Source organism: Sphingobium indicum B90A (assembly GCF_000264945.2).
In the GTDB taxonomy this organism is placed as follows: Bacteria; Pseudomonadota; Alphaproteobacteria; order Sphingomonadales; family Sphingomonadaceae; genus Sphingobium; species Sphingobium indicum.
On sequence record NZ_CP013070.1, the window covers coordinates 2,612,769 to 2,636,156 of the forward strand.

At 64.3% G+C, this 23,388-nt stretch carries 27 protein-coding genes; 10 read left to right on the forward strand and 17 right to left on the reverse strand.

The window, feature by feature from the left end:
- Positions 1-24: 24 nt before the first annotated feature.
- Complete coding sequence (locus SIDU_RS12650) at positions 25-1,101, reverse strand: hypothetical protein (RefSeq protein ID WP_144240404.1); 1,077 nt, start codon at positions 1,099-1,101, stop codon at positions 25-27.
- 16 nt (positions 1,102-1,117) lie between these two features.
- Positions 1,118-2,299, reverse strand: coding sequence for a glycosyltransferase family 4 protein (locus SIDU_RS12655; protein WP_158514629.1), 1,182 nt, complete (start codon positions 2,297-2,299; stop codon positions 1,118-1,120).
- Positions 2,300-2,386: 87 nt separating this feature from the next.
- Here SIDU_RS12655 and SIDU_RS12660 point away from each other — a divergent pair, with 87 nt between their 5' ends.
- A complete protein-coding gene (locus SIDU_RS12660) occupies positions 2,387-3,049 on the forward strand; it encodes an ABC transporter ATP-binding protein (protein WP_007682702.1) in 663 nt (220 codons plus the stop codon).
- Positions 3,050-3,476: 427 nt separating this feature from the next.
- On the opposite strand, the gene SIDU_RS12665 is transcribed toward SIDU_RS12660, so the two are convergent.
- On the reverse strand, positions 3,477-5,807 hold the full coding sequence (locus tag SIDU_RS12665; RefSeq protein ID WP_039979473.1) for a GH92 family glycosyl hydrolase: 2,331 nt from the start codon (positions 5,805-5,807) through the stop codon (positions 3,477-3,479).
- 239 nt (positions 5,808-6,046) lie between these two features.
- Between SIDU_RS12665 and SIDU_RS12670 the strand changes: the two genes are divergently transcribed.
- Positions 6,047-6,952, forward strand: a complete 906-nt coding sequence (locus tag SIDU_RS12670) for an ROK family protein (RefSeq protein ID WP_007682704.1) — start codon at positions 6,047-6,049, stop codon at positions 6,950-6,952.
- Here SIDU_RS12670 and SIDU_RS12675 read toward each other — a convergent pair.
- Both SIDU_RS12675 and SIDU_RS19375 read right to left on the reverse strand, forming a co-directional pair.
- Entirely contained in the window at positions 6,945-7,163 is a 219-nt protein-coding gene (locus tag SIDU_RS12675) for a hypothetical protein (protein ID WP_007682705.1), read from the reverse strand. The two genes, SIDU_RS12670 and SIDU_RS12675, sit on opposite strands and share 8 nt — an antisense overlap.
- Positions 7,156-7,422 carry a hypothetical protein gene (locus SIDU_RS19375; protein ID WP_129965429.1) on the reverse strand — a complete coding sequence of 89 codons (267 nt, stop codon included), beginning with the start codon at positions 7,420-7,422 and terminating at the stop codon, positions 7,156-7,158. The genes SIDU_RS12675 and SIDU_RS19375 overlap by 8 nt, the downstream gene beginning before the upstream one ends.
- Here SIDU_RS19375 and SIDU_RS12680 point away from each other — a divergent pair.
- Positions 7,396-8,214, forward strand: coding sequence for a class I mannose-6-phosphate isomerase (locus tag SIDU_RS12680; RefSeq protein ID WP_007682706.1), 819 nt, complete (start codon positions 7,396-7,398; stop codon positions 8,212-8,214). The genes SIDU_RS19375 and SIDU_RS12680 overlap by 27 nt on opposite strands.
- 43 nt (positions 8,215-8,257) lie before the next feature.
- Positions 8,258-8,860 carry a 5'-methylthioadenosine/S-adenosylhomocysteine nucleosidase gene (locus SIDU_RS12685; RefSeq protein ID WP_007682707.1) on the forward strand — a complete coding sequence of 201 codons (603 nt, stop codon included), beginning with the start codon at positions 8,258-8,260 and terminating at the stop codon, positions 8,858-8,860.
- Between the two features lie 249 nt (positions 8,861-9,109).
- On the opposite strand, the gene SIDU_RS12690 is transcribed toward SIDU_RS12685, so the two are convergent.
- From SIDU_RS12690 to petA, 4 genes are all read right to left on the reverse strand, one after another.
- Positions 9,110-9,646 carry an adenine phosphoribosyltransferase gene (locus SIDU_RS12690; RefSeq protein ID WP_025160622.1) on the reverse strand — a complete coding sequence of 179 codons (537 nt, stop codon included), beginning with the start codon at positions 9,644-9,646 and terminating at the stop codon, positions 9,110-9,112.
- A 68-nt stretch (positions 9,647-9,714) separates the two neighbouring features.
- The gene (locus SIDU_RS12695; protein ID WP_007682710.1) at positions 9,715-10,563 is read right to left on the reverse strand and encodes a cytochrome c1; all 849 of its coding nucleotides are present in this window, start codon (positions 10,561-10,563) and stop codon (positions 9,715-9,717) included.
- Between the two features lie 14 nt (positions 10,564-10,577).
- The gene (locus SIDU_RS12700; RefSeq protein WP_025772843.1) at positions 10,578-11,897 is read right to left on the reverse strand and encodes a cytochrome b; all 1,320 of its coding nucleotides are present in this window, start codon (positions 11,895-11,897) and stop codon (positions 10,578-10,580) included.
- 11 nt (positions 11,898-11,908) lie between these two features.
- Positions 11,909-12,490, reverse strand: a complete 582-nt coding sequence (gene petA, locus SIDU_RS12705) for a ubiquinol-cytochrome c reductase iron-sulfur subunit (protein WP_007682714.1) — start codon at positions 12,488-12,490, stop codon at positions 11,909-11,911.
- A gap of 193 nt (positions 12,491-12,683) precedes the next feature.
- Between petA and SIDU_RS12710 the strand changes: the two genes are divergently transcribed.
- From SIDU_RS12710 to SIDU_RS12720, 3 genes are read left to right on the forward strand one after another with little or no spacing between them, the layout of a single operon-like run.
- Entirely contained in the window at positions 12,684-13,154 is a 471-nt protein-coding gene (locus SIDU_RS12710; RefSeq protein WP_007682716.1) for a tRNA (cytidine(34)-2'-O)-methyltransferase, read from the forward strand.
- On the forward strand, positions 13,151-14,002 hold the full coding sequence (gene hemF / locus SIDU_RS12715) for an oxygen-dependent coproporphyrinogen oxidase (RefSeq protein WP_007682717.1): 852 nt from the start codon (positions 13,151-13,153) through the stop codon (positions 14,000-14,002). Before SIDU_RS12710 ends, hemF begins: the two co-directional genes overlap by 4 nt.
- Before the next feature lie 2 nt (positions 14,003-14,004).
- Positions 14,005-14,604 (forward strand): GNAT family N-acetyltransferase, encoded by a 600-nt coding sequence (locus SIDU_RS12720; RefSeq protein ID WP_007682719.1) that lies wholly within the window; start codon positions 14,005-14,007, stop codon positions 14,602-14,604.
- On the opposite strand, the gene SIDU_RS12725 is transcribed toward SIDU_RS12720, so the two are convergent.
- Complete coding sequence (locus SIDU_RS12725) at positions 14,586-15,374, reverse strand: hypothetical protein (RefSeq protein ID WP_039979475.1); 789 nt, start codon at positions 15,372-15,374, stop codon at positions 14,586-14,588. The genes SIDU_RS12720 and SIDU_RS12725 overlap by 19 nt on opposite strands.
- An 85-nt stretch (positions 15,375-15,459) precedes the next feature.
- Here SIDU_RS12725 and lipB point away from each other — a divergent pair, with 85 nt between their 5' ends.
- From lipB to SIDU_RS12740, 3 genes are all read left to right on the forward strand, one after another.
- Complete coding sequence (gene lipB, locus SIDU_RS12730; RefSeq protein WP_025772845.1) at positions 15,460-16,179, forward strand: lipoyl(octanoyl) transferase LipB; 720 nt, start codon at positions 15,460-15,462, stop codon at positions 16,177-16,179.
- 61 nt (positions 16,180-16,240) lie between these two features.
- On the forward strand, positions 16,241-16,531 hold the full coding sequence (locus tag SIDU_RS12735; protein ID WP_007682725.1) for a hypothetical protein: 291 nt from the start codon (positions 16,241-16,243) through the stop codon (positions 16,529-16,531).
- Positions 16,532-16,606: 75 nt separating this feature from the next.
- Complete coding sequence (locus SIDU_RS12740; protein ID WP_007682726.1) at positions 16,607-17,311, forward strand: hypothetical protein; 705 nt, start codon at positions 16,607-16,609, stop codon at positions 17,309-17,311.
- A gap of 187 nt (positions 17,312-17,498) precedes the next feature.
- Here SIDU_RS12740 and queE read toward each other — a convergent pair whose 3' ends face one another.
- The 7 genes from queE to SIDU_RS12775 form a co-directional block, all read right to left on the reverse strand.
- On the reverse strand, positions 17,499-18,146 hold the full coding sequence (gene queE, locus SIDU_RS12745; protein ID WP_007682728.1) for a 7-carboxy-7-deazaguanine synthase: 648 nt from the start codon (positions 18,144-18,146) through the stop codon (positions 17,499-17,501).
- A 4-nt stretch (positions 18,147-18,150) separates the two neighbouring features.
- Complete coding sequence (queC, locus tag SIDU_RS12750; protein ID WP_013041181.1) at positions 18,151-18,843, reverse strand: 7-cyano-7-deazaguanine synthase QueC; 693 nt, start codon at positions 18,841-18,843, stop codon at positions 18,151-18,153.
- 46 nt (positions 18,844-18,889) lie between these two features.
- A complete protein-coding gene (locus tag SIDU_RS12755) occupies positions 18,890-19,279 on the reverse strand; it encodes a DUF3617 domain-containing protein (protein ID WP_007682213.1) in 390 nt (129 codons plus the stop codon).
- 95 nt (positions 19,280-19,374) lie between these two features.
- Complete coding sequence (gene hslO, locus SIDU_RS12760) at positions 19,375-20,283, reverse strand: Hsp33 family molecular chaperone HslO (RefSeq protein WP_007682212.1); 909 nt, start codon at positions 20,281-20,283, stop codon at positions 19,375-19,377.
- Positions 20,284-20,562: 279 nt separating this feature from the next.
- On the reverse strand, positions 20,563-21,492 hold the full coding sequence (gene argF, locus SIDU_RS12765) for an ornithine carbamoyltransferase (protein WP_007682658.1): 930 nt from the start codon (positions 21,490-21,492) through the stop codon (positions 20,563-20,565).
- A gap of 173 nt (positions 21,493-21,665) precedes the next feature.
- The gene (locus SIDU_RS12770; RefSeq protein WP_007682656.1) at positions 21,666-22,856 is read right to left on the reverse strand and encodes an aspartate aminotransferase family protein; all 1,191 of its coding nucleotides are present in this window, start codon (positions 22,854-22,856) and stop codon (positions 21,666-21,668) included.
- A 126-nt stretch (positions 22,857-22,982) separates the two neighbouring features.
- Positions 22,983-23,381: a flagellar export chaperone FliS gene (locus tag SIDU_RS12775; protein WP_007682654.1), complete on the reverse strand. Its 399-nt coding sequence runs from the start codon at positions 23,379-23,381 to the stop codon at positions 22,983-22,985.
- Between the last annotated feature and the right edge of the window lie 7 nt (positions 23,382-23,388).

A 23,388-nucleotide genomic window follows, 5' to 3' on the forward strand; every position in this document is an offset into this window, starting at 1 on the left:
TTTACCAGACATTCCGCCAATGGGTCATGCTGCGCGTTGGGCCATTAGGCCAAATGGTGTGCGTGTGCCAACAGGAAGCGGTTGATTGCCCGCACGGAACTTCAATTGAGCTACGCTATGCCCTTGCCCAAGCAGCCTTAATGCAAAGACCTCAACATCTCCTCGAGTCAAGACTTCACACTGCTCACGCGGCATCCTGCCGTGCTCGAAAGTGAAGGCTACGGCTAGCACACCGCCAGGCCTCAGCCTGTCAAGGAGCAGATTTATCATCCAGAACAGATGGCCTGCGTGTATTATCGGCACCTCGAAAATCAACCAAGCGAAATCGAAATTCTTCGCCGGAGGCCAATGGGCTGGATCAAGGCTCGGATGGCCGACCACCTCCGCTTGTTCGGCACCAAACCCGCCAGAAATGATCTCCGCATGGAGGCCTGCTCCAAAGCCTTTCAGTCCGGACAGGTTTCCAAGAAGGTAGCGGATTGCTTGAAATACGTAGGCAGCCGACCATGAAGCGGCGTCCACTTCCAAGCCGAAGATATTACAAGCTGACTGAAAGGCAGGGTCACCCATTTGCTCCTTTGACCAAGTTTGCGAAGTCGGGTGCTCAAAGCTGGGAAGGTCCAACCCAGCCAAGCGCGGCACCCGTGCCATGGTATTCAGAGCGCCAGCTGTCTGAATTGTGGCCGGCAGGGCATTCACAACGATCCGCACAGAAAGGCTTTCCGCGATTGCATCTGTATCGTCGTAAATATGCCCAGCAACCACATAGGCATCGCCATGGCCGTTCATCAAAGCGATGTGCTCAACCCCACCCGCTGCGGCAAGATCAACCAGAGAGACTGTTCGAAGTTGCAACTGACGCCGCGCGCCCTCTTCCCCACCGCTGATCTCGATAAGCAGCACCCCCTTACTCGCCTGCAGCCCCTCAAAGGTCAAAGTTACGCCGACCTCGCCAGCCGGAACGAACAGGGGCTTAGTTCGGAAGGCATATCCGTTCTCCGGAGCGGGCAGTGCGCCACCCAAACCTCCGATCCGGCTAGCGTGCGACGGAGCCAATTCAAACGGATTCATCTCGCATTGGAAATTTGCAAACCCGTTCACACACTATTCCAACCGATTATTGCATTCGCTGTAGCAGCACAGCAGGCTCGCTATAGGTAGCAAGTGCCTCTTCGTAAATAGTAGCAAGTTGCGTTGCGAAGCGGGGCAACAAAAAAAGCTCAGCATGGATTCGCCCCCGCGCCGAGAGATCAGCGACTAGCGCCTCATCAGAAGCGAGCAACCGGATACCAGATGCTATCGCATCGACATCTGAAGGCTCCACCAAGAGCGCAGCGTTGCCCGCAACCTCGGCGAGCGCCCCTACAGAACTGGTCAGGACCGGCGTTCCTAACCGCATCGCTTCCGCCACAGGAAGCCCGAACCCTTCGGCGAGCGAAGGGAAGAGTAAGCCTCGAGCATAACGGATAAGTGCGAGCAATTCACCCCGCTCAAGATATCCCAACCGTATCACATTCGGCGTGCAATCGATCAGCCTGTTGATCTCTTCAGAACGCCAACCGTCAGGCCCGGCAATGACCAGCGGCCTCTCAACTCCGCTTAGGGCATGGGCTTTTATGAGACAGGCAAGATTTTTACGCGGCTCGATGGCACCACAGAAGACGAAATACCCATCCACGTCCAAGTCCAATGGCGGCCTCGACCGCGCATCGTTCAACGAGCCAAGCACCGCCTGGCCACAGTTTATGACCAAAGCACTGTCCAATTGAAGCAGCGAGATAATGTCGGACCGGGCAGCCTCGGAAACGGTCACAATCCGGTCTGCATATTGCCGCAACTCACTCATCACGGCCCAGTGACGTTGATAGCTTATAGGCGAAAGATGGGGCTGGGTTAGCGGTATAATATCATGTACGGTGTAAATGTTGATCCAGCCCGCCATGCGTATCGGCACTGGGTAGGTCCAGTGCATGATACCGAACGACCGCGGTGGTTTCAAAGACAGAAAGCGGCGTCGGAGCGTGAAATGGACGTGAGCTCGCCGAAAAATGTCTCGGCCAATCAACTCTCCCCGCATCTGATCTATTTTGCGTTCGCGTAACGCGTGATCCGTCGTCAGCGAACCCAGCAGTTTCCGCGACCGTCCATCGTCCTCGTGATCCGCCCTAAGGAGAAAGAAAGGACGCCCGATCGCCTCGGCGGCTGCAACCAGACCCTGTGAATAGGTGGTCGTACCTGTCCCGCCATTCCTGTAAATCATTCTGGCATCAACGCAGATCGGGACATTCTGACCGTTCATCGCGGCTATTAGCCACATTGCACGCCCGCAGACAACGTTCTATTTAAACACACCCCGGTTTCCCGCTATGATTCACCGAGTATTCGTATGATCCGCTTCGACAACGTATCCAAGACGTACCACCTGCGCAATTTCAATAAATTGGTGTTCGCAGATCTCAATTTTACGATCGAAAAGGGAGAATCTATCGGAATCTGCGGCGCCAATGGAGCCGGCAAGTCCACTTTGATGCGTTTAATTTCAGGAGTCGAACAGCCAACAACTGGTAAGATAACAAGGACTATGTCGACGTCGTGGCCGATCGGATATAGTAGCTGCTTTCAATCCAGCTTAACCGGCGCAGACAACGCCCGATTCATTTCACGTATTTATAATCGCGATGAGCATGAACTTCTATCATTCGTAGAAGATTTTGCGCAACTTGGTCCCTATCTTTATCAGCCTGTACATACATATTCTGCCGGAATGGGCGCGCGTTTAGCTTTCGGAATTAGTATTGCTGTCGACTTTGAATGTTATCTTGTGGATGAAGTGACCGGTGCCGGCGATGAGCGCTTTCGCGCGAAATCAGAGGAAGCTTTGATCTCAAGACGAGATCGCGCGACCCTTATCATGATCTCTCATGATCCCGGAACGCTCAAGGCATATTGCACTCGAGGTGCAGTGCTGTGCGCTGGATCACTTGTTCATTTCGATAGTGTAGAAGAAGCTTGTGAACTCCATCATTGGCTACAGGCACGTGGAGTGTAACCAAGAAGCTCGGCTAACAGAGGAGATGGTAGAGCCGACACAAAGCCCTCCGTCGGCATTGCCCGACGCGGCCCGAGGGAGCGGAGACTTTCGCCGCTTGTGATGCGACCAAGATGACTGCCGGCACCCCAGCATCCTGGGACAATATGAGAAAGAAAATGGCTTAAACCGTACAAGCATTTTCCAGCTATCGTTTAGGGTAGAAACAGATGCGAACATCAACTATCTGAGGGTTTAAGGCAGCCGTCCAAGATGCCGCGAAATCTGAAAGGAAATTCAACTGTGGGCGAATTGGGCAAATTCCGGGCAAGGGCGCCGAGCCGATTCGACATCAGATTGATTTTAAACGATAAAATCGCCATCCACCACTGCCTTGACATCGCAGGGGTCGCACGTTCAACCTCCTGTTGTTGAAACTCTACGCCTGTCACCGGCCGATGGGTACAGTGGAAAGCGAATAAGGCCGTACGCCTGCTCCCCTCCCCCATTTCCGGTTCGGCTTTGCCTGCATGGTGAAGCGCAACGTCCCGCCCTTGCGGATCTCCCCGTCCGCGATCCAGCTCCGCCGCAGCGGCCGTCCGTTCAGTTCGACCGCACCTACATAAACATTGGCGTCGGTCAGATTTTCCGCCTCCACCGTGAAGCGCTTGCCGTTGGGAAGCGTCAGTACCGCGCGGCGGACGAAGGGGCGACCGATGACATATTGGTTCGACCCCGGCGTGACGGGATAGAAGCCCAGCGCCGTGAACAGCAGCCAGGCCGACATCTGCCCCAGATCGTCATTGCCCGACAGCCCGTCGGGCGTCGGCTTGTACTGGCTCTCGACGATCTGCTTGAGCCGCGCCTGCGTCCGCCAGGGCGCGCCCGCATAAGCGTAGAGATAGGCGACATGATGGCTGGGTTCGTTGCCGTGGATATATTGCCCGATCAGCCCGGCAATATCCTCGGCATGGCTGTAGTCGAGCTTCGACATGTCATATTCGAACATGGCGTCGAGCTTAGCGATCGCCCTGGCATCGCCGCCCAGCAGGCGGAACAGCCCCGCCTGATCCTGCGGCACGAACCAGCTATATTGCCACGCATTCCCCTCCGTATAATCCGAACCATAGTTGATCGCGGTCGGATCGAACGGGGTGCGGAAGCTGCCGTCGGCCTTGCGCGCCCGCAGCCAGCCGGCGCTGGCGTCGAAGCTGTTGCGCCAGTTGCCCGAACGGGCCAGGAAGCGCTGGGCCACGTCGCCGCGCCCCATGGCCTGCGCCATGCGGGCTATGGTCCAGTCGTCAAATGCATATTCGACGGTCTTCGATGCCGCCTCCGGCTCCCGGTCGATGGGCACATAGCCCAGCTTCCTATAGTCGCCCAGCCCGCCATAGGGCGCATGGTCCGCGCTGGCGACCATGGCGGCCAGCGCCTTGTCCGCGTCGAAGCCCCTTATGCCCTTGAGATAGGCGTCCGCGATCACCGGCACAGCATGATAGCCGATCATCGTCCATGTCTCCCGCCCGGCGAACTGCCAGACCGGCAATATTCCGTGCGGGCTGTGTTCCCGGCTGGCGATCAGCGAGTTGACGACGTCGGAGGTCGTCCTTTCCGGCTGGACCAGCGTCAGCAAGGGATGTTCGGCCCGGAACGTATCCCATAGCGAGAAGGTGGAGCGGAAGGTAAAGTCCTTCGCCACATGAACCTGATCGTCCGGCCCGCGATAGCGCCCGTCGATGTCGCTCCAGATGCTGGGCGCCAGCAGCGTATGGTAGAGCGCGGTGTAGAGATTCCTGAGCATCGGCTCCGGCGCATCCATCTTCAGCCGCCCGAGCGCCTGACGCCATGCGTCCTCGGTTCTCCTCCTGACGGTGTCGAAACCCGCGCCTTCGGCATCGAGATTGGCGATAGCCCCGCTTTCGTCCACCCCTGAAAGCGCGACCTGGACCTCCAACGGGCCATGGAGCCTGCCGAAGTCGAGCCTTGCCTCCAGCGCCTTGCCCAGCTTCTCGGCCAGCGCGTCGCTGCCCCGCCCCGGCGCCTGGAAGCCTTTATAGGGAACCGCCTGATCCCGGTCGATGAAGGCATGGTCCTTCAGCGGCGCGGAAAAGCGCATGGCGAAGAACAGCTTGCGGCCGGCCGCCCATCCCCGCGTCTCGCGAAATCCGGTCAGCGTGCCGTCCGGGTGCAGGTGCAGCCCGGACCAGAGGATCTTGCCCGGATAATCGTAGATAGAGGAGCGCAGGTCGATCAGCAGATGCGCCTCCTGCCCGGCCGGAAAGGCATAGCGGTGAATGCCCACCCGCTCGCCCGCGGTCAGTTCGGCGCGGATGCCGCTGTCGGCCAGCGTCACGGCGTAATAGCCGGGCTTTGCCGTCTCGCTGTCGTGCGAGAAGCGCTGGCGATAGCCGGAGCCCGGCCGTTCGGGATCGTCCGGATCGAGCCGGACCGCTCCGGCCTGCGGCATCACCAATATGTCGCCCAGGTCGGAATGGCCCGCGCCGGAGAAATGGGTATGGCTGAACCCCTGGATCGTCGAATCATGATAGCTGTAGCCCGCCGCATGGGCATAGCATTCGCGGATCTGGCAGGTCGCATCGGTGTCGGGCGAAAGCTGGACCATCCCGAAGGGCGCGGAGGCTCCGGGAAAAGTGTGGCCTTCGGGGCCGGTGCCGATCAGGGGATCGACGAAGGCCAGCGGATCGGCAGGCATCTGTGCGGCGAGCGGCCAGGCGGGAGCCGCCAGCAGCAGCGCGCAGAGGAACAACGTCCCCCTCATCGGACGGCAACCATGGAAGGATTGAAGCATGGTTTTTGCCCGATCATGATCCATTATCTCCCTATCATCGGCTTGCGCCGTTTCGCGCCCTGCCCTGTTCTTCCCGCCCTGACAGCGGCCGGCAATGGAAAAGCCGCCATCCCCTTGCACAAATGTCGAATAAGGCCGCAAATGACGGTGGGCGCGGAACTTGCGGGGTGCGGCCTTGTGATTGGACGGCGATGACGGATGCTGAACCGATGCTGGCGGGAATCGAACTGGGCGGGACCAAGGTGCAGGTTCTCCGCGCACGCGGCACGACGGTTTGCGACCGGGAGACGATAGCGACCACGACGCCGCGGGAAACGCTTTCCAGGGTCGTGGCGGTGCTGGAACGCTGGCATGCGCAGGCTCCGATCGCGGCGATCGGGATCGGCAGCTTCGGCCCGATTCGGCTCGATCGCCGCGCGCCCGATTTCGGCGTCATGCTGCCGACGCCCAAGCCCGGCTGGGCGGGCGCGGACATATTCGGCACGCTGACCGCGCCCTTCGATTGTCCCGCTATGATCGACACCGACGTCAACGGGGCCGCCCTGGCGGAGCTGCGCTGGGGCGCGGGCGCGCGGGGGGAGGCGCCATCCGACAGCCTGTGCTATATCACCATCGGAACCGGCGTGGGCGGAGGGTTCGCGTTCAACGGCCATACCGTGCACGGCGCCATGCATCCGGAAATCGGCCATATCCGCGTCCCGCGCGCTCCGGGCGATGGCTTTGCGGGCTGTTGCCCCTTTCATGGCGACTGCATAGAGGGCCTGGTGTCCGGACCGGCGCTCGCCCGGCGCTTCGGCATGCCGGGCCATGAGATCGATCCCGCCGACCCGCGATGGGACGATGTCGCCAGCGACATCGCCCATCTGGTCGCCACCATCCTGCTCGGCACCTCGGCCCGGCAGGTGCTGATCGGCGGCGGCGTGGGCATGGGTCGGGCCGACCTGCTGGAGCAGGTCCGCCGGAAGGTCGTCGCGCTGCTGGGCGGCTATCTGCCCCATGTCGACCAGGCCGGCATCGGCCGGATCGTCACCACGCCGCTGCTGGGCGATCAGGCCGGCCCTCTTGGTGCGCTCGCCCTGGCCATGGATGCGCTGGCGGGCGAGAGCGTCAGCTGACGCCCTTCCGCCGGAGCAGCAGCGGCAGCACCATCATCGGCGCGACCATGGCGATCACGCCGGCGACCAGCAGGTCGTCGACCCACCGATAGGCCGTGGCGAAGAACATCAGGAACGCCGCCGTCGCCAAAGCGGGCAGGATCAGGGCAGCCATCCCGCCCTCCAGCCGCGGCCACATCCGCAGGCAGAGCGTGCCGATCACGTCATTCATGGGGCACCGGCCGTTTCATGTTCCGATCCTCGTCGAACAGATTGGTTGCATATAGCAACTGAAGAACGAACTTCCAGACGGGAAGATCGATACGGACCGTTTCCGATTCCGACGGGAAGGACGATGCCGTGGCGATGTCGCAGCCCCTTTTCGCCGACCGCCTGCCCGATATTCCTCTCCTTTCCGGATCGAGGCTCTTGCCTGCCGGCAACGACCGTTCATAAGGAACCGCATGACCACGACCCGCCTGCTTGCCCATAGCGTCGAAAAGCCCTGGGGCCGCGTCGACATTCCGTCGGCCGTCGCGCCGTCCGATGGCCGTCGCATCGGGGAAATCTGGTTCTCGCCGCCGGAAGGAGGCGCAGGCCGGCCATTGCCGCTGCTGGTCAAATATATCTTCACCAGCGAAAAATTGTCGGTGCAGGTCCATCCCGATGATGCGCAGGCGCGGGAGCGCGGACTGGCGGGCGGAAAGTCGGAATGCTGGTACATATTGGATGCGGAACCCGATGCGCGGCTGGGCATCGGCCTGACCCGCGACCTGACGGCGGACGCCCTGCGCGCCGCAGCCCTCGACGGCAGCATCGAAGCACTGATGGACTGGAAGCCGGTGCGCGCGGGCAGCTTCTATTATATTCCCGCCGGCACGGTTCATGCCATAGGCAGCGGCGTGACGCTGGTGGAAGTGCAGCAGAATAATGACGTGACCTATCGCCTCTACGATTATGGCCGGCCCCGCGAACTGCATTTGGAGGAGGCGATGGCGGTCAGCATGGCGGCCCCCTACGCCCTGCCCGACAGGGTGGTCCCGATCATGGCTGAGGAAAGGCTGGTTGCGGGCGGCGACGCGCCCTTCATCCTGGACCTGGTGCAGGGCGAGGCGGGAAGCCGGCAATGGATAGAAGAGAAGATGGCCTGGTTCATCCCGCTGGCCGGCGCCGGCGCGATCGACGGCGAACCGTGGCGCCGGGGCGAATGCTGGCTGATCGAAGGGACGGCCGCGCTGACCATCGATGACGGGATGAGCGCGCTGCTCGCCCGCCTGCCTTGACCTGACATCGACCGATCTGGGGGATTTCATGCCACGGGGAGAAATGATCGCGGACAAGCGGGTTCTGTTCGTGATGGCGGTAGAGGCCGAATATGGCCCTCATCTCAGGGCCCGTTTCGATCCGCTGATGATCGGCGTGGGTCCGGTAGAAGCGGCGCTCAACACCGGCCTCGCGCTCCAGCGGCTGGATCAGGACGGCGCGCTGCCCGACCTGGTCGTTTCGCTGGGGTCGGCGGGATCGCGCACCTGCACCCTGGGGGAGGTCTATCAGGTCGCCAGCGTCTCCTGGCGGGACATGGACGCTTCCCGCCTGGGCTTTCCGAAGGGCGTGACCCCCTTTTCCGACCACCCGGCCGAAATAGCGCTGCATGTGCCGCTGGAACTTCGCGCCGCCCGGCTGTCGACCGGGGCGAACATCGTCGGCGGGGAGGATTATGCCGCGATCGACGCGGACATGGTCGACATGGAGAGCTTCGCGGTCGTCCGCGCCTGCCAGCGCTTCGGCGTTCCCGTGATGGGCCTGCGCGGCATTTCGGACGGACCGGGCGAACTGGCGGACATGCTGGGGTGGACCCAGTTGCTGGCGCTGCTGGACGAGCGTCTGGCCCAGGCGGTGGATATGCTGGAGGGAGCGCTCGGGCGCTGAGGAGATGCCGTCGTCCTGGGGTGCAATGGGTAGGAAGCGGACCTCCCCCCTCCCGCAGGCGGGAGGGGGTTAGGGGGTGGGCTGGCGCGACATGCGCGTTGTTTTGCAGCGGCCAACCGGAAGCTCCCCCGGATCAAGTCCGGGGTCGCGCCCACCCCTAACCCCTCCCGCCTGCGGGAGGGGAATGTCCTGGATTGGCCCCGTTGAGACCTCACCCCCCTTTATCCGAGGTGGCTGACCCGAACCCGGTCAATGCCCCTCAAAGGCGATGATCGCTGCCGATGCGACGCCGTCCGCTTCCAGCGCGGCCATGCCGCCCAGATCGGGAAGATCGATGGCAAAGAGCGCCATCAGCACCGTCGCGCCCTGCTCCCGGATCAGTTGCGCCGCCGCCAGCGCGGTTCCGCCGGTCGCGATGAGGTCGTCGACCAGCACCACCCGCGCTCCATCGGGAATCTGCCCTTCATGCAGTTCCAGCCGATCGGTGCCATATTCCAGCACATAGTCGATGCCCACCGTCTTGCCGGGCAGCTTCCCCTTCTTGCGCACCGGCACGAAGCCCACCCCCAGCGCATGGGCCAGCGCCGCCCCCAAGATGAAGCCCCGCGCCTCGATCCCGGCGATGAAGGCCGGGTCGAGCGGCCGCGCCGCCGCCGCCATCCGTTCGACCAGTTCGGCGAGTCCGGCGGCGTCTGCCAGCAATGTCGTGATGTCCCGGAACTGGATGCCGGGCTTGGGGAAATCGGGGATCGTGCGGACCAGGGCCGCCAGGCTGTCAGCGCTCATCTTCGCCCTCATAAGGAAAGGGGGCCCGGTTTCCCGCGCCCCCTTCGATGTTCCGTTTCAGGCCCCGATCAGGCGGCCTTTTTCTTGTCCGCCCAGATATTCTGGTAGGCCATGTAAGCCAGACCCGTCGCGATCAGCAGGAAGAAGATCGTCGCCAGGCCCGCGCGGCGGCGGTTTTCCAGCTTGGGTTCGGCCGTCCAGGTCAGGAAGGCCGCGACGTCCTGCGACATCTGATCCACCGTCGCCTTGGTGCCGTCGCCATAGGTCACCTGCCCATCGGCCGTCAGCGGCGGCGCCATGGCGAGGTTCAGGTTGGGGAAATAGGGGTTGTAGTGCAGGCCCTCCGGCGTCTTGGCGTCCGGAAATTCCTTCAGCAACTCGGCCGGCTGCGCCTGGAAGCCCGTCAGCAGCGAATAGACATAGGCGCTGCCATGATGGCGGGCCTTGGTCATCAGCGACAGATCCGGCGGGATGGCATTGTTGTTCGCCGCCGCAGCCGCGACATTGTTCGCGAAGGGCTTGGGGAAATAATCCGCCGGGATCGGATCACGGGTCGACATTTCGCCCGTCTTCGGATCGACGTCGGGGGTCTTGATCGCCCATTGCTTGGCGATCGCCTTGATCTCCGCCTCGTTATAACCAATGCCCTTGAGGTCGCGGAAGGCGACGAACTTCAGGCTGTGGCAGGCCGAGCAGACTTCCTTGAACACCTGGAAACCGCGCTGGAGCTGCGCCTGGTCGTACTTGCCGAAAGGCCCGTCGAACGAGAAGGACACATGCTTGGGGTTGAGGTGGAACTCATGCTCCACCGTCTTCGCCGGCGGCTCGGTGACGAAGGCCACCGCGCCCACCAGAAAGGAAACCAGCAGCCAGCCCGCGAAGAAGAGGCCGACAAGAAATGCGCCGATGCGTATCATTAGTCTTATCCCCCTTAACCGGCGTGCGACGGCTGCGGATCGCTGCCCATGCCCGGAAGCGCCTCCCGCTCCCCTTCGATGACGTCGCGGCCAAGCACCGCCTCCGTGATCGAATTGGGCAGCGGCAGCGGCTTTTCAAAGCGCGAGATCAGCGGCAGGATGATCAGGAAATGGGCGAAATAATAAGCCGCCGCGACCTGGGAGATCATCACATAGGGCTCCTCCGCCGGCGCGCCGCCGCAATAGCCCAGGATCAGCACGTCGATGATGAGGATCCAGAAGAACTTTCTGAAGGTCGGCCGGTAATTGCCCGACCGCACCGGAGAGGTGTCGAGCCAGGGCAGGAAGAAGAGCAGCAGGATCGACGCGAACATCGCCAGCACGCCCAGCAGCTTCGCGGGCACGAAGAAGAAGTCGACGGTGAAGGCGCGCAGGATCGCGTAGAAGGGCCAGAAATACCATTCAGGCACGATATGCGCGGGCGTCGAGAGCGGGTTCGCCTCGATATAATTGTCCGGATGGCCCAGATAGTTGGGCGCGTAGAACAGCGGGATCGCGAACAGGATCAGGAACACGCCCGCCCCGAAACCGTCCTTCGCCGTATAATAGGGGTGGAACGGCACGGTGTCCTGCGGCCCCTTCACTTCCACGCCGGTCGGGTTGGAGGAACCCGGAATATGCAGCGCCCAGATGTGCAGGATCACGACGGCCGCGATCACGAAGGGCAGCAGGAAGTGCAGCGAGAAGAAGCGGTTGAGCGAGGCGTTGCCGGGGGCGAAACCGCCCAGCAGCCAGGTCTGGATCGGCTCGCCCACCACGGGGATCGCGCCGAACAGGCCGGTGATCACCTTCGCGCCCCAATAGCTCATCTGCCCCCAGGGAAGCACATAGCCCATGAAGGCGGTCGCCATCATCAGCAGGAAGATGACGAGGCCGAGCAGCCATACCATCTCGCGCGGCGCCTTGTAGGAACCGAAGAACAGGCCGCGGAAGATGTGCAGATAGACGACGATGAAGAAGAAGCTGGCGCCGTTGGCATGGGCATAGCGCATCAGCCAGCCCGCGTTCACGTCGCGCATCGTCTGTTCGACGGTGCCGAAGGCGACCAGCGTGTTGGCGCCGTAATGCATCGCCATGATCACGCCGGTGACGATCTGGATCACCAGCGCCAGCCCGGCCAGGACGCCGAAGTTCCAGAAATAGTTGAGGTTGCGCGGCACCGGATAACCGGCGCCCACGGCATTGTAGACGAGGCGCGGCAAAGGCAGCTTCTCGTCGATCCACTGCATCGCGGGATGCTTGGGAGTATAATGTTCAGCCCATGGAAAGCTCATGACAGTCCCCCTCAACCCACGAGAATGGCGGTGTCGGAAGTGAAGCTGAACTTCGGCACTTCCAGGTTCTTGGGCGCGGGGCCCTTACGGATGCGGGCGGCAGTGTCGTAGGAAGACCCGTGGCAGGGGCAGAAATAGCCGCCATATTCGCCCTTGTTCTCACCCTCGCCCGCGCCCAGCGGCACGCAGCCCAGATGGGTGCAGACGCCCATGGTCACCAGCCACTGCTTCTTGCCGTCGACCGTGCGCTCCTCCAGCGTCTGCGGATCGCGCAGGCTGGACGCGTCGACCTTGTCGGCCTCGGCTATTTCCTTGTCGGTCAGGTGCCGGACGAACAGCGGCTGCGACCGGAAGGTGGTCTTGATCGCCTGGCCCGGCTGGATGGAGGACAGGTCGACCTCCGTCGAGGCCAGCGCCAGCACGTCGGCGCTGGGGTTCATCTGGTCGACCAGCGGTATGACCACCGCGACCGCCCCCACGCCGGCAAAGCTCACCGCGGCGATGTTGATGAAATCGCGACGACGCACGCCGTCGCCGCCGCCTCCACCGGAGACGGCTGCCCCCTCACTCTCCACATGTTCAACGATCGCCATGCACTTCAACCCTTGCAAGAACGTCCCTGACCCCGCCGCATTGCCCATTTATGGCTATGGTATCGGGAGAGCCGCGGCGCCCAAGCAGAAGGGCGCGCCTTTCCCCCGGGCGCGATTTGCAGGCCTGATAACCGTAGGATGCGCCATTTGCCAAGCCTTTTAGACAGGCTAGGAGAATTAACCGCGCTGTTCTATGGCGCGGGGCATGCGTATCGCCCTTTATCAACCCGAAATCGCCGGCAATGTGGGCGCGATCCTGCGCCTTGCCGCCTGCTTTTCCGTGCCCGTGGACATCATCATGCCGACGGGATTCGCCTTTTCCGACGCGAAGCTGAAACGGGCGGCGATGGATTATGGGGCATCGGCCGATGTGACCCGCCACGCCAATTTCGAGGCGTTCGACGCCCGCCGCAGGGCCGAAGGCCGGCGGCTGATGCTGATGAGCAGCCACGCCTCGCAGCGCCTGCCCGATGTGGAATTCCGCGCCGACGACATTCTGCTGATGGGGTCGGAAAGCGCGGGCGTGCCCAATGCCGTCCGCGATCTGGCGGACGTGCGCGTGCGCATTCCGATGGCGCCGGGATTTCGATCCTTGAACATCGCCGTTTCCACGGGCATCGCGGTAGCAGAGGCCCTTCGCCAGACTGGAAGTTTCCCGCAATGACCCTGACCCTGGACCCGCAACAGCAGGCCGCCCGCACCTGGTTCGAATCGCTTCGCGACCGCATCTGCGCCGAGTTCGAGGCGATCGAGCGGGAGGCGGGGTCGAACGCCCGCTTCGACTATATCGCCTGGGACCGCGAGGCGCCGGGCCTGGCGCCCGGCGAAGGCGGCGGCGGCGTGCGCGGCGTGATGAAGGGCAAGGTGTTCGAGAAGGTGGGCGTCAACGTCTCGACCGTGGGCGGCGCCTTCTCGCCCGAATTCGCCAAGACCATCCATGGCGCGAGCGAAGACCCCAGCTTCTTCGCCACCGGCATCAGCCTGGTCGCGCATATGGCCAACCCCCATGTGCCCGCCGTGCACATGAACACCCGCTATCTGGTGACGTCGAAACGCTGGTTCGGCGGCGGCGCGGACCTGAACCCGCCGCTGCCCCGCGACGAGGACACGGCGCATTTCCATGCCGCGCTGAAAGCGGCCTGCGACGCCCATGACGCGGACTATTATCCCCGGTTCAAGGCATGGGCGGACGACTATTTCTTCATACCCCATCGCGGCGTGCATCGCGGCGTCGGCGGAATTTTCTACGATCATCTGGAGGGCGATTTCGACGCCGGCTTCGCCTTCACGCGGGACGTGGGCGAGGCGTTCCTTCGGGCCTTCCCGCCCATCGTCCGGCGGCGCATGGGGGAAAGCTGGTCGGAGGACGACTATCGCCGCATGCTGGAATGGCGCGGCCGCTATGCCGAATTCAACCTGGTGCATGATCGCGGCACGCTGTTCGGGCTGAAGACCGGCGGCAATGTCGACGCGATCCTGATGAGCCTGCCGCCGATGGCGAGCTGGAGCTGAACATGGGCCTGACGCCGGTTCCGGACGACCGGATCGCGACCATCGTCACCCATCTGGAAATGCGGGAGCGGCCGAAACCCGCGCCTATCCCGCCCGCCCCGCTGCGGCTGGCGCCGTGGAAGGCGCCCGCGCCCGACGCCTATCGCGCCCTGTTCCGGCGCGTCGGGGAACCGTGGCTGTGGTTTTCCCGCCTGGCGATGGACGACGCCGCGCTGACGGCGATCATCCACGATCCCGCGGTAGAGGTCTACGCCGTGACCGACCCGCGCGGAGTGGAGGTGGGGCTGCTGGAACTGGATTTCCGGTCGCTGCCCGATTGCGAACTGGCCTTTTTCGGGCTGATCCCCGACCTGACCGGCAAGGGGCTGGGCCGATGGCTGATGGCGCAGGCGAAGGCGCTGGCCTGGCGCAAGGAGGTCACGCGTTTCTGGGTGCATAGCTGCACGCTGGACAGCCCCGCCGCCCTGGGATTTTATCGCAAGTCAGGCTTCGTGCCCTACCGGCGGGAGGTGGAAATCTTCGCCGATCCGCGGCTGGCGGGGCTTTTGCCGCCCGACGCCGCGCCGCATGTGCCGATGCTGGGTCAGTCGCCCTCCGCCTGACGGTACAGCCGCGCCAGCATCACCAGCATATAGACCTGCACCACCGTCGACACGGCAGCGGCAGCCACCCCGCCGATCAGCCGGCCGCCGGCCTGCCCGCCGATCAACGCCCCGACCAGGCCGAACACCGCCTGCGCCGCGCCCCCGACGATCGCCGACAGCAGCGTCAGCGCCAGGATGAAGCCGAATAGCCGCCAGAAATGCCCCCTGGTCAGCGCCCAGCCGTGGCGCAGCGAAGCCATGACACCTTCCGTTCCGTCGATCACCACGGGATTGAGCAACAGCAGCCGCACGCTTGCGAAAATCGTCGCGGCCACCACGCCCGCGCCCAGCAGCAGCGCCAGCGTCGCGCCCAGCGGCTTGGCGATGAGCGACAGGATCGTCACCGCCAGGGTGGCGGCGATCACCGCGCCGGCCAGGAAACCGGCGACCACCAGCGCCACGCCGAGCAGCACCGGAAGCCGCGCAAAGCTCAGCCGCAGCGCCTCTCCCACGCTGATGCCCGGGCGCAGGGCGAGCGCCAACAGGGTCAGCGATCCGAACCCGATGATGATCATCGCCAGCATCATCGCCAGCCAGAAGCTGCCCGGCACCTGCGGCATGGTGGTTTCCGACAGGTTCCATTTGGCGAGTTCCGGCGGCGTCATCTCCTGCAGGATGAGGCCCGGCAGGGCGACGAACAGCAGGGCGACGGGAAACAGCAGGCTGCTTTCGCGCGCGACGAAGGCGACCGCCTCCTCCCACGCCTTGCCGATGGACATTGTCGCCATATCTCTACGCCCTGTTCTCTACCCGATGCTCTGAAAATCGCGGAGGAGACTTGATCGCTCGCTCTGCCCAAGTCAAGGAAGCGCCATGTCCTCGCCATCCCCAGCCCAAGCCCCTGCCGCCCCCAGCGTGGAATGGCGCGTGGAAAGCGCGCCCGTCGACTACCCCCGGGCGCTGGCCGAGATGGAAGGCCGGGCCGCCGCGATCTTCGAGGGGCAGGCCGCAGAGCGGGTCTGGCTGCTCGAACATCCGCCGCTCTACACGGCCGGAACCAGCGCCGATCCGGCCGAACTGCTCGACCCGCGCTTTCCGGTGCACGATGCGGGGCGGGGCGGACGCTATACCTATCATGGGCCGGGCCAGCGCATCGGCTATCTCAACATCGACCTGCGGAATCGGGGCAAGGACGTGCGCAATTTCGTCCACCATCTGGAAGGATGGATGATCGATGCGCTGGCCGATTTCGGCATAGCGGCCCGGCGCGCGGAGGGACGGATCGGCATCTGGACCGACGATGCCCAGGGGCGGGAGGCGAAGATCGGCGCCCTCGGCATCCGGGTGCGGCGCTGGATCACGCTTCATGGCTTTTCGATCAATGTCGATCCCGACCTGTCCCATTTCGGAGGCATCGTGCCGTGCGGCCTGGCCGAATATCCTGTGACGAGCATGGCCGCGCTGGGCGTGAAGGCATCGATGACCGAGCTGGACTCGGCGCTTGCCCGGCATTTCCCGGCCTTTCTCGGCCGCCTGCGCCGGTGCCCGGCGGCAGATGGAGCGGGGGTTGAGCAATGCGGGACGGGCCGCTAGGGTCGCGGCTTTCGCCAGGTGGGGGGCTGCCGGGCATGCTGCAACGCTTTAGGAGACCCGGATGCGTCCTGACGTCAAGACGACAATGGCAATATTGGTTTCGGCCGGCTGCATGGCGCTGGCGGGATGCGGCAGCCAGAAGGAAAGCGGAACCACTGTCCCGATGAACAATCTGGAAGTGGTGGACGGCACGGCGACCGACGCCATGACCGACCTGGACGGCGTGCAGAGCGAGGGCGTGGCCATGGCCGTGCCCGCCAACCGCAGCGACAATGCGGCCGCTCCGGCGGCGGCGAGGAATGAAAGCGAGGACAAGCCCGCGACCGATACCGAAGTGCTGTCGGATCAATAGGCTGGCATCCGCGTTCAGGCATGATACAGACGGGCGAAGCATAGTTCGCAACGCCCGTTTCGAAGAGGGATCAGGATGACATCGCGTTTCATGGGCCGTTCCATCGGACGCCGCGCCTCATTGGGATTGGCCGCGATGGGGGCGGCGCTGACGGCGCAACCGACCGCCGCGCAATTCTTCTGGTCGCCGCCCGATTTCTCGACCCCGCCCCTGACCGACGCCGAAGCCGCGACCGCGCTGGGCCTGCCGGGCGCAACCGCGGCGGAGGTGAAGGCCGGGCTGGTGTGGAACCTGCGCGCGGCGCTGAACGTCGCGGCGCTGCAATGCCAGTTCGAGCCTACCCTGCTGTCGATCAGCAACTACAACGCGATGATCGCCCATCATGACGCCGAACTGGATGCGGCGCAGGCGACGCTGCTCGGCTATTTCCAGCGCACGGTCGGGAAGGGCAAGCCCGGCCAGATGGCGTCGGACCAATATGGCACGCGCATCTATTCGGGCTATTCGACGGTGCAGGCGCAACGCGGCTTCTGCCAGGCGGCGGCGCTGGTGGGGCGGCAGGCGATCTTCGCCCAGCGGGGCACGCTGAACGACGTGGCGCGGAGCGGGCTGGGATCGATCAAGAAGTCGCTGGTCCTGGCGGGCGAGCAATTCTACGGCGATCCGGGTCGCAGCTATTCGCTGACCCTGCCCTCCTTCGATCCCAAATGCTGGAAGAAGGGCAAGATGCTGCCCGCCTGCCAGCTTGCGTGGAACCAGAAGATCGGGGTGCAGCCCTGAGGCCATTGATGGCGGGGTTGGCCACTTCCCGTCATCAGTTTGCGTCACCCCGGACTTGATCCGGGGTCCCGCTGTCTTGGAACAGGCGCTCCATTGGAAAGAAGCGGGACCCCGGGTCAAGCCCGGGGCGACGAAGAGAGAGAGGGCGACAAGGGAAGAGTGGCGGGAAGCCACCTAAACCCCCCCTCTACCGCAATCCCAGATATTTGTGCGACTGGAGGCTGAGCCGCCAGCGCGGCCGTTCCATCACCAGTTCCACCGCCGCCCGCGCATTGTCCGCAGCCTTGGGATCGTCCAGCGGCTGCACCAGCCAGTGGTCGAAGGCCCAGCCCTCCATATCCTCGACATCGGCCAGGCTGTGCCCCTGCCCCGGCTGCGGCCAGACCAGCTTCAGCTCATTGCCGCTGCGCTGGACCACCTCGCTTCCCGCCTTGGGGCTGATGCAGACCCAGTCCAGCCCCGGATGCGCGGGCAGGGTGCCGTTGCTCTCGATCGCGATGGCGAAGCCGCGCGCATGGAGCGCGTCGACCAACGCGTCGTCGACCTGGAGCATCGGTTCCCCGCCGGTCAGCACGATATAGCGCCCGTCCCGCCCCTCCCCCCAAAAGGCCAGCGCAGCGTCGGCCAGACCCTTCGCATCCGCGAACCTGCCGCCGCCGTCGCCGTCCGTCCCGACGAAATCCGTGTCGCAGAAGCGGCAGATCGCGCTCGCCCGGTCCTGTTCCCGCCCGCTCCACAGGTTGCAGCCCGCAAAGCGCAGGAACACCGCCCGGCGCCCGGCATGGACGCCCTCCCCCTGCAGGGTCAGGAACATTTCCTTGACGGCGTAGCTCATGGCGTCAGGGCTTCACCGCGTAGACGGTGGGGTCGGGCAGGCCCGCTTCCACGAAACCCTTGGACCTCAGTCGGCAACTGTCGCACAGGCCGCAATGCCTGCCGTCCGGCGTCGGATCGTAGCAGGACCAGCTCAATCCCGTGTCCAGCCCCAGCCGATAGGCTTCGCGCACGATGTCCGCCTTGCTCATATGCTGGAGCGGCGCGTTGATGCGGATCGGATGGCCCTCCACCCCCGCCTTGGTGGCCAGCGCCGCCATCTTCTGGAAGGCGTCGATGAACTCCGGCCGGCAATCGGGATAGCCGGAATAATCCAGCGCGTTGACGCCGATGAACACGTCGTTCGCGCCCGCCACCTCGGCCAGGCCCAGGGTCAGCGACAGGAAGATCGTGTTGCGCGCCGGCACATAGGTTATCGGGATGCCCGCGCCGACGCCCCCCTTGGGAACGGCGATGTCGGCGGTCAGCGCGGAACCGCCAAAGGCCGTCAGGTCCAGCGGCAGCACGATATGCGAAATGGCGTTCAGCGCCGCTGCGACGCGCCCCGCCGCCTGCAATTCCAGCCGGTGGCGCTGGTTATAGTCGATCGACAGGGCGAACAGGCGATAGCCGGCCTCGCGCGCCAGCCCGCCCGCCACCATGGAGTCGAGCCCGCCGGACAGCAGGACGACGGCGAATTTTCCGTTATGGGCAACCATAGCGCCGCGCTACGCCTCCCGACGCGTCAGCGCAAGCCGCGCGCATTCAATGACAGGCGCCGATCCAACGCCCTTCCAGCGCAAAGGCGAAGGGCGCGCCGTCGGCGATCCCCTGCGACTGGATCTGCACCAGCCGGGACGTTTCGACGCGCAGGTCGGTCCGGCCATTGCCCGCCGCGCCGCATTCATAGGTGACGACCAGCCTGTTGGCGGCGTCGCTGACGGTAAAGTTCTTGCAGGCATGGCCGGCGTGGCGACTTTGCAGAAGCTGGCTGAGGCTGGACACGCAGAGCCTGCGCGCGCCGCCCTCGCCCCGGCCGCGCAATTCCCATTCGCCTGTCTCCAATCCCTTGGCCAGGCGTGGCGCGGGCGCCGCCGCCTGCACGGCGGGAACTGCCGCCATCATCGCCATCGCCGCGCCAAGGGCGCGCAGCATTGCCGTCATTCCGATCCCCCTGTCGATCGTTGCTGATCCGCATCAGCCTTGCCCGTCAATTGCGGCAATTTGATAGCAATGGGGGAAATGCCCGCTCATTCCTCCGCGAAGCTGGCGAGCGCGACCGGGAAGAGGCGCGAACAGAAGGCGCAATCGACGCCGATAATGCCCTGATCATCCGCCATGTCCGCCCGCTCCGCCGCCGGGAAGCGGCCGATGACGCTGCGGATGTGATCCAGGTCGCAACGGCACCCCTTGCTGATCGCGGCGGGATCGGTGACGCGCACCTCCTCCTCTTCGTGGAACAGGCGCCAGACGATGTCGGTCAGCGGCAATTCGCTGTCGGTCAGTTCCGCATCCTTCAGCGTATGGGCCAGCGCCTGGACATGTTCCCATTCCGGATGGTCGTGGCGGACATGCAGCCGTTCGCGCTCGACTTCGCCCTCGGGCAGGTGCTGGAGCAGCAGGCCGGCGGCCAGGCACCCCTGGCCCGGATCGTGGCGGGTCGCGATCTGGATGATGCTGGGGATCTGTTCGGACTGGAAGAAATAATGCTCCGCCGCGTCGGCCAGCGATTCGCCATCGAGCGGGACGATGCCCTGATAGCGCTCGCCGGAAACCGCCTGGTCGAAGGTGATCGCCAGATAACCCTTGCCGAACAGGCCGAACAGCGTCGGATCGGGGCCAAGCTCGGCCAGCCGGTCGGCGTCGAACTTGGCATAGCCGCGCACTTCGCCGCCCTTGTAATCGGCCACCAGCAGGCTGACGACGCCATTTTCGGTCTGCGCCTGGAGCGTGAGCTGCCCCCCCGCATCCTTGAGCGTCGAGCCGAGCAACGCCGCCAGCACGAGCGCGGAGGCAAGCAGCCGTTCGATCTGCGGCGGATAGGCGTGGGCGGCGAGGACGTCATCAAGCACCGGCCCCAGCCGCACGATCCGCCCCCGCGCATGGCGGGAGGGGATGGTGAAGCCCAAGGCTTGGTCGAGGGTGGGGGAAGGGGTCAAATCAGGCTCCGTGCGGCCCGCTGGACGGGCCGGTCATGCAAAGGCGGTTAGATAGGCGGCGATGGACGCGCTTGCAAATCGGGTGGGTTGGGTGGAGAGCAGGCCCCTCCTATTCCTCCCCATCGGTAGATGGGGAGGGGGACCGCCGCTGAAAGCGGTGGTGGAGGGGAAGAGGCACGACCTCCGAATTTCCCCTCCACCATCGGCTACGCCGACGTCGAAGAGAGTCACGTGCCTCTCTTCGACCCTCCCCACGCTGCGCGTAGGGAGGATTTAGCGTCAGCCAAGCCGCCCCAATGCCCACAGCAACACCGACTTCTGCGCATGGATGCGGTTTTCCGCTTCGTCCCAGATCACCGATTGCGGCCCGTCGATCACCGCTTCCACCACTTCCTCGCCGCGATGAGCGGGCAGGCAGTGGAGGAATTTCGCCGTCGGCTTGGCCAGCGCCATCAATTCGGGCGTCACCTGATAGGGCATCATCGCCGCCAGCTTCTCCTCGGCATGGGCCTGACCCATGGAGATCCAGGTGTCGGTGACGACGATGTCCGCACCCGCGACCGCTGCCTGCGGATCGCGGGTGCGGGTGATCGTGGCCCCACGAGCCTGCGCTTCGGCTTCGAAGGACGGATCGGGATCATAGCCCTCCGGCACGGCGATGCGCACGCCGAACTTCATCAGCCCCGCCGCCTCGACGATGGAATGGAGCACATTATTGCCGTCGCCCAGCCATGCCCATTGGCTGCCGGGCAGCGCCACGCCATGTTCCACCACGGTCAGCAGGTCGGCGACGATCTGGCAGGGATGCGACAGGTCGGTCAGGCCATTGATCACGGGAACGGTCGCGTGATGCGCCATTTCCTCGATCTTCGCATGATCGTCGGTGCGGATCATGATGGCGTCGGCCATGCGGCTCAGCACGCGAGCGGTGTCGGCGATGGTCTCGCCCCGGCCAAGCTGGCTGGTCGCGCCGTCCAGGATCAGCGACGTGCCGCCCAACTGGCGGATCGCCATGTCGAACGAAACGCGCGTCCGGGTCGAATTCTTCTCGAAGATCATCGCCAGCGTGTGCCCGGCCAGCGGCGCGTCGGCATCGGCCTTGCCCTTGGGCTGCCCAAGGCGCGCCGCCTTCCGGTCGATGGCGTCGGAAATCATGGCGGCGATCGCATCGCCGCCCGCGTCACTCAGATTCAGGAAATGATTGGTCATTGGAAGGTTCGCCCCCAAACTACCGTTCGTCCTGAGTAGCCACTGAGCTTGTCGAAGTGGCGTATCGAAGGACTGATGCTTCGATACGGGTCCCTTCGACTGCCTGCCAAGGCAGGCGCTCAGGACAGGCTTCGACTTCGCTCAGCCCCTACTCAGCACGAACGGGGATATAATCAGGCCGCAGCCTCCGCAAAGCTCCGCGCACCGGCGGAAAGCCTCTCGACGCATTCCGCGACATGGCTTTCCTCGATCACCAGCGGCGGCAGGATGCGCACGACATTCTGCCCCGCCGACACGGTCAGCAGGCCATGATTGTCGCGCAGATGCGCCACGAAGGCACGGGCGTCATAATCGCTCTTCATCTTGACGCCCAGCATCAGGCCCAGGCCGCGCACATCCTCGAACATGTCGTGATTGGGGATGAGCTGCTCCAGCGCCGAGCGCAGGCGCGCGCCCATGCTCTTCACATGGTCCAGGAAACCTTCGCCCAGCACCTCGTCCAGCACGGTCATGCCGACCGCCATGGCCAGCGGATTGCCGCCATAGGTCGACCCATGGGTGCCGAACACCATGCCCTTGGCCGCTTCCTCGGTCGCGAGGCAGGCGCCCAGCGGGAAGCCCGCGCCGATGCCCTTGGCCACCGCCATGATGTCGGGCGTCAGGCCATATTGCTCATGGGCGAAGAAGGTGCCGGTACGGGCATAGCCGCACTGCACCTCGTCCAGGATCAGCAGCAGGCCGTGGTCGTCGCACAGCTTGCGCAGGCCGGACAGGAACGCCTGCGTCGCCGGGGTCACGCCGCCCTCGCCCTGCACCGTCTCCACTAGGAAACCGGCGGTATTGTCATCGACGGCGGCCGTCGCGGCCTCCAGATCGTTGAACGGCACCACGGTGAAGCCGGGCAGCAGCGGCTCGAAGCCGTCGCGCATCTTAGGCTGGCTGGTGGCGGAGATCGTCCCCAGCGTCCGCCCATGGAAGGCGTTGTCGAAGCTGATGATCTTGTGCCGGTGCGCCTCGCCATTGGCATAATGGTAGCGGCGCGCCGTCTTGATCGCGCATTCCACCGCCTCCGCGCCCGAATTGGTGAAGAACACCGTGTCGGCGAAGGTCGTGTCGACCAGACGCTGCGCGAACTTCTCGCCCAGCGGCATGCCATAGAGGTTCGACGTGTGCATCAGCGTCGCGGCCTGATCGGCAATCGCCTTGACCAGCTTGGGATGGCCGTGGCCCAGCAGGTTGACCGCGATGCCGCTGGCGAAATCCAGATAGCGCTCGCCGCGCTCCCCGATCAGGTAGCAGCCCTCGCCTCGGACCGGGCGTACATCGCACCGGGGGTAAACGGGCATGAGCGGCGTGATCGACATGGTCCTTCCCTTTCTGGGCTGATGCAAACAAAGTCCGAAACGCAAAAAGGCGGCCCCCGCCGGGCCGCCCTTTGCGAGCGGTGCCTATACAGGGGCGCCTTTGAAGGCGCAACCCCGTGGATGCCGTCAGCCGATCTGGTTCCACGCCTCCGCGATCTCGCCGATCATCAGGCGGGCCTGATCGACCGGGGCGGCATCATGCTCCTTGGCGCCGACCAGCAGCAGGCGGCGGGCTTCACGGTAGATTTGCGCCAGGCCAGTGGCGATGTCTCCGCCCTTGTCGAAGTCCAGGCTCGATTCCAGCGCGAAGAGGATCGACATGGCGCGGGCCTGCTTGTCGGAAACCTTCAGCCGGTCGCCATTGCGTTCCGCCAGCGCGGCGGCGTCCAGCGCCAGCAGCAGCTCGTCGAACAGCAGCTTGACCAGCGCATGGGGCGTCGCCCCCTCGATCCGGCTGCCCGAATGGACCGCCGCATAGCGCCGCGCCGCTGCCGTGCCGCCGAACCCGCCGTGATTGTAGAACATGATATTC

Coding starts and splice junctions, on each gene's coding strand:
- SIDU_RS12655 (WP_158514629.1), bottom strand. CDS start 2,299: ATGAACGGTCAGAATGTCCCGATCTGCGTTGATGCCAGAATGATTTAC.
- SIDU_RS12660 (WP_007682702.1), top strand. CDS start 2,387: ATGATCCGCTTCGACAACGTATCCAAGACGTACCACCTGCGCAATTTC.
- SIDU_RS12665 (WP_039979473.1), bottom strand. CDS start 5,807: ATGAGGGGGACGTTGTTCCTCTGCGCGCTGCTGCTGGCGGCTCCCGCC.
- SIDU_RS12670 (WP_007682704.1), top strand. CDS start 6,047: ATGCTGGCGGGAATCGAACTGGGCGGGACCAAGGTGCAGGTTCTCCGC.
- SIDU_RS12675 (WP_007682705.1), bottom strand. CDS start 7,163: ATGAATGACGTGATCGGCACGCTCTGCCTGCGGATGTGGCCGCGGCTG.
- SIDU_RS12680 (WP_007682706.1), top strand. CDS start 7,396: ATGACCACGACCCGCCTGCTTGCCCATAGCGTCGAAAAGCCCTGGGGC.
- SIDU_RS19375 (WP_129965429.1), bottom strand. CDS start 7,422: ATGGGCAAGCAGGCGGGTCGTGGTCATGCGGTTCCTTATGAACGGTCG.
- SIDU_RS12685 (WP_007682707.1), top strand. CDS start 8,258: ATGATCGCGGACAAGCGGGTTCTGTTCGTGATGGCGGTAGAGGCCGAA.
- SIDU_RS12690 (WP_025160622.1), bottom strand. CDS start 9,646: ATGAGCGCTGACAGCCTGGCGGCCCTGGTCCGCACGATCCCCGATTTC.
- SIDU_RS12695 (WP_007682710.1), bottom strand. CDS start 10,563: ATGATACGCATCGGCGCATTTCTTGTCGGCCTCTTCTTCGCGGGCTGG.
- SIDU_RS12700 (WP_025772843.1), bottom strand. CDS start 11,897: ATGAGCTTTCCATGGGCTGAACATTATACTCCCAAGCATCCCGCGATG.
- petA (WP_007682714.1), bottom strand. CDS start 12,490: ATGGCGATCGTTGAACATGTGGAGAGTGAGGGGGCAGCCGTCTCCGGT.
- SIDU_RS12710 (WP_007682716.1), top strand. CDS start 12,684: ATGGCGCGGGGCATGCGTATCGCCCTTTATCAACCCGAAATCGCCGGC.
- hemF (WP_007682717.1), top strand. CDS start 13,151: ATGACCCTGACCCTGGACCCGCAACAGCAGGCCGCCCGCACCTGGTTC.
- SIDU_RS12720 (WP_007682719.1), top strand. CDS start 14,005: ATGGGCCTGACGCCGGTTCCGGACGACCGGATCGCGACCATCGTCACC.
- SIDU_RS12725 (WP_039979475.1), bottom strand. CDS start 15,374: ATGGCGACAATGTCCATCGGCAAGGCGTGGGAGGAGGCGGTCGCCTTC.
- lipB (WP_025772845.1), top strand. CDS start 15,460: ATGTCCTCGCCATCCCCAGCCCAAGCCCCTGCCGCCCCCAGCGTGGAA.
- SIDU_RS12735 (WP_007682725.1), top strand. CDS start 16,241: ATGCGTCCTGACGTCAAGACGACAATGGCAATATTGGTTTCGGCCGGC.
- SIDU_RS12740 (WP_007682726.1), top strand. CDS start 16,607: ATGACATCGCGTTTCATGGGCCGTTCCATCGGACGCCGCGCCTCATTG.
- queE (WP_007682728.1), bottom strand. CDS start 18,146: ATGAGCTACGCCGTCAAGGAAATGTTCCTGACCCTGCAGGGGGAGGGC.
- queC (WP_013041181.1), bottom strand. CDS start 18,843: ATGGTTGCCCATAACGGAAAATTCGCCGTCGTCCTGCTGTCCGGCGGG.
- SIDU_RS12755 (WP_007682213.1), bottom strand. CDS start 19,279: ATGCTGCGCGCCCTTGGCGCGGCGATGGCGATGATGGCGGCAGTTCCC.
- argF (WP_007682658.1), bottom strand. CDS start 21,492: ATGACCAATCATTTCCTGAATCTGAGTGACGCGGGCGGCGATGCGATC.
- SIDU_RS12770 (WP_007682656.1), bottom strand. CDS start 22,856: ATGTCGATCACGCCGCTCATGCCCGTTTACCCCCGGTGCGATGTACGC.
- SIDU_RS12775 (WP_007682654.1), bottom strand. CDS start 23,381: ATGTTCTACAATCACGGCGGGTTCGGCGGCACGGCAGCGGCGCGGCGC.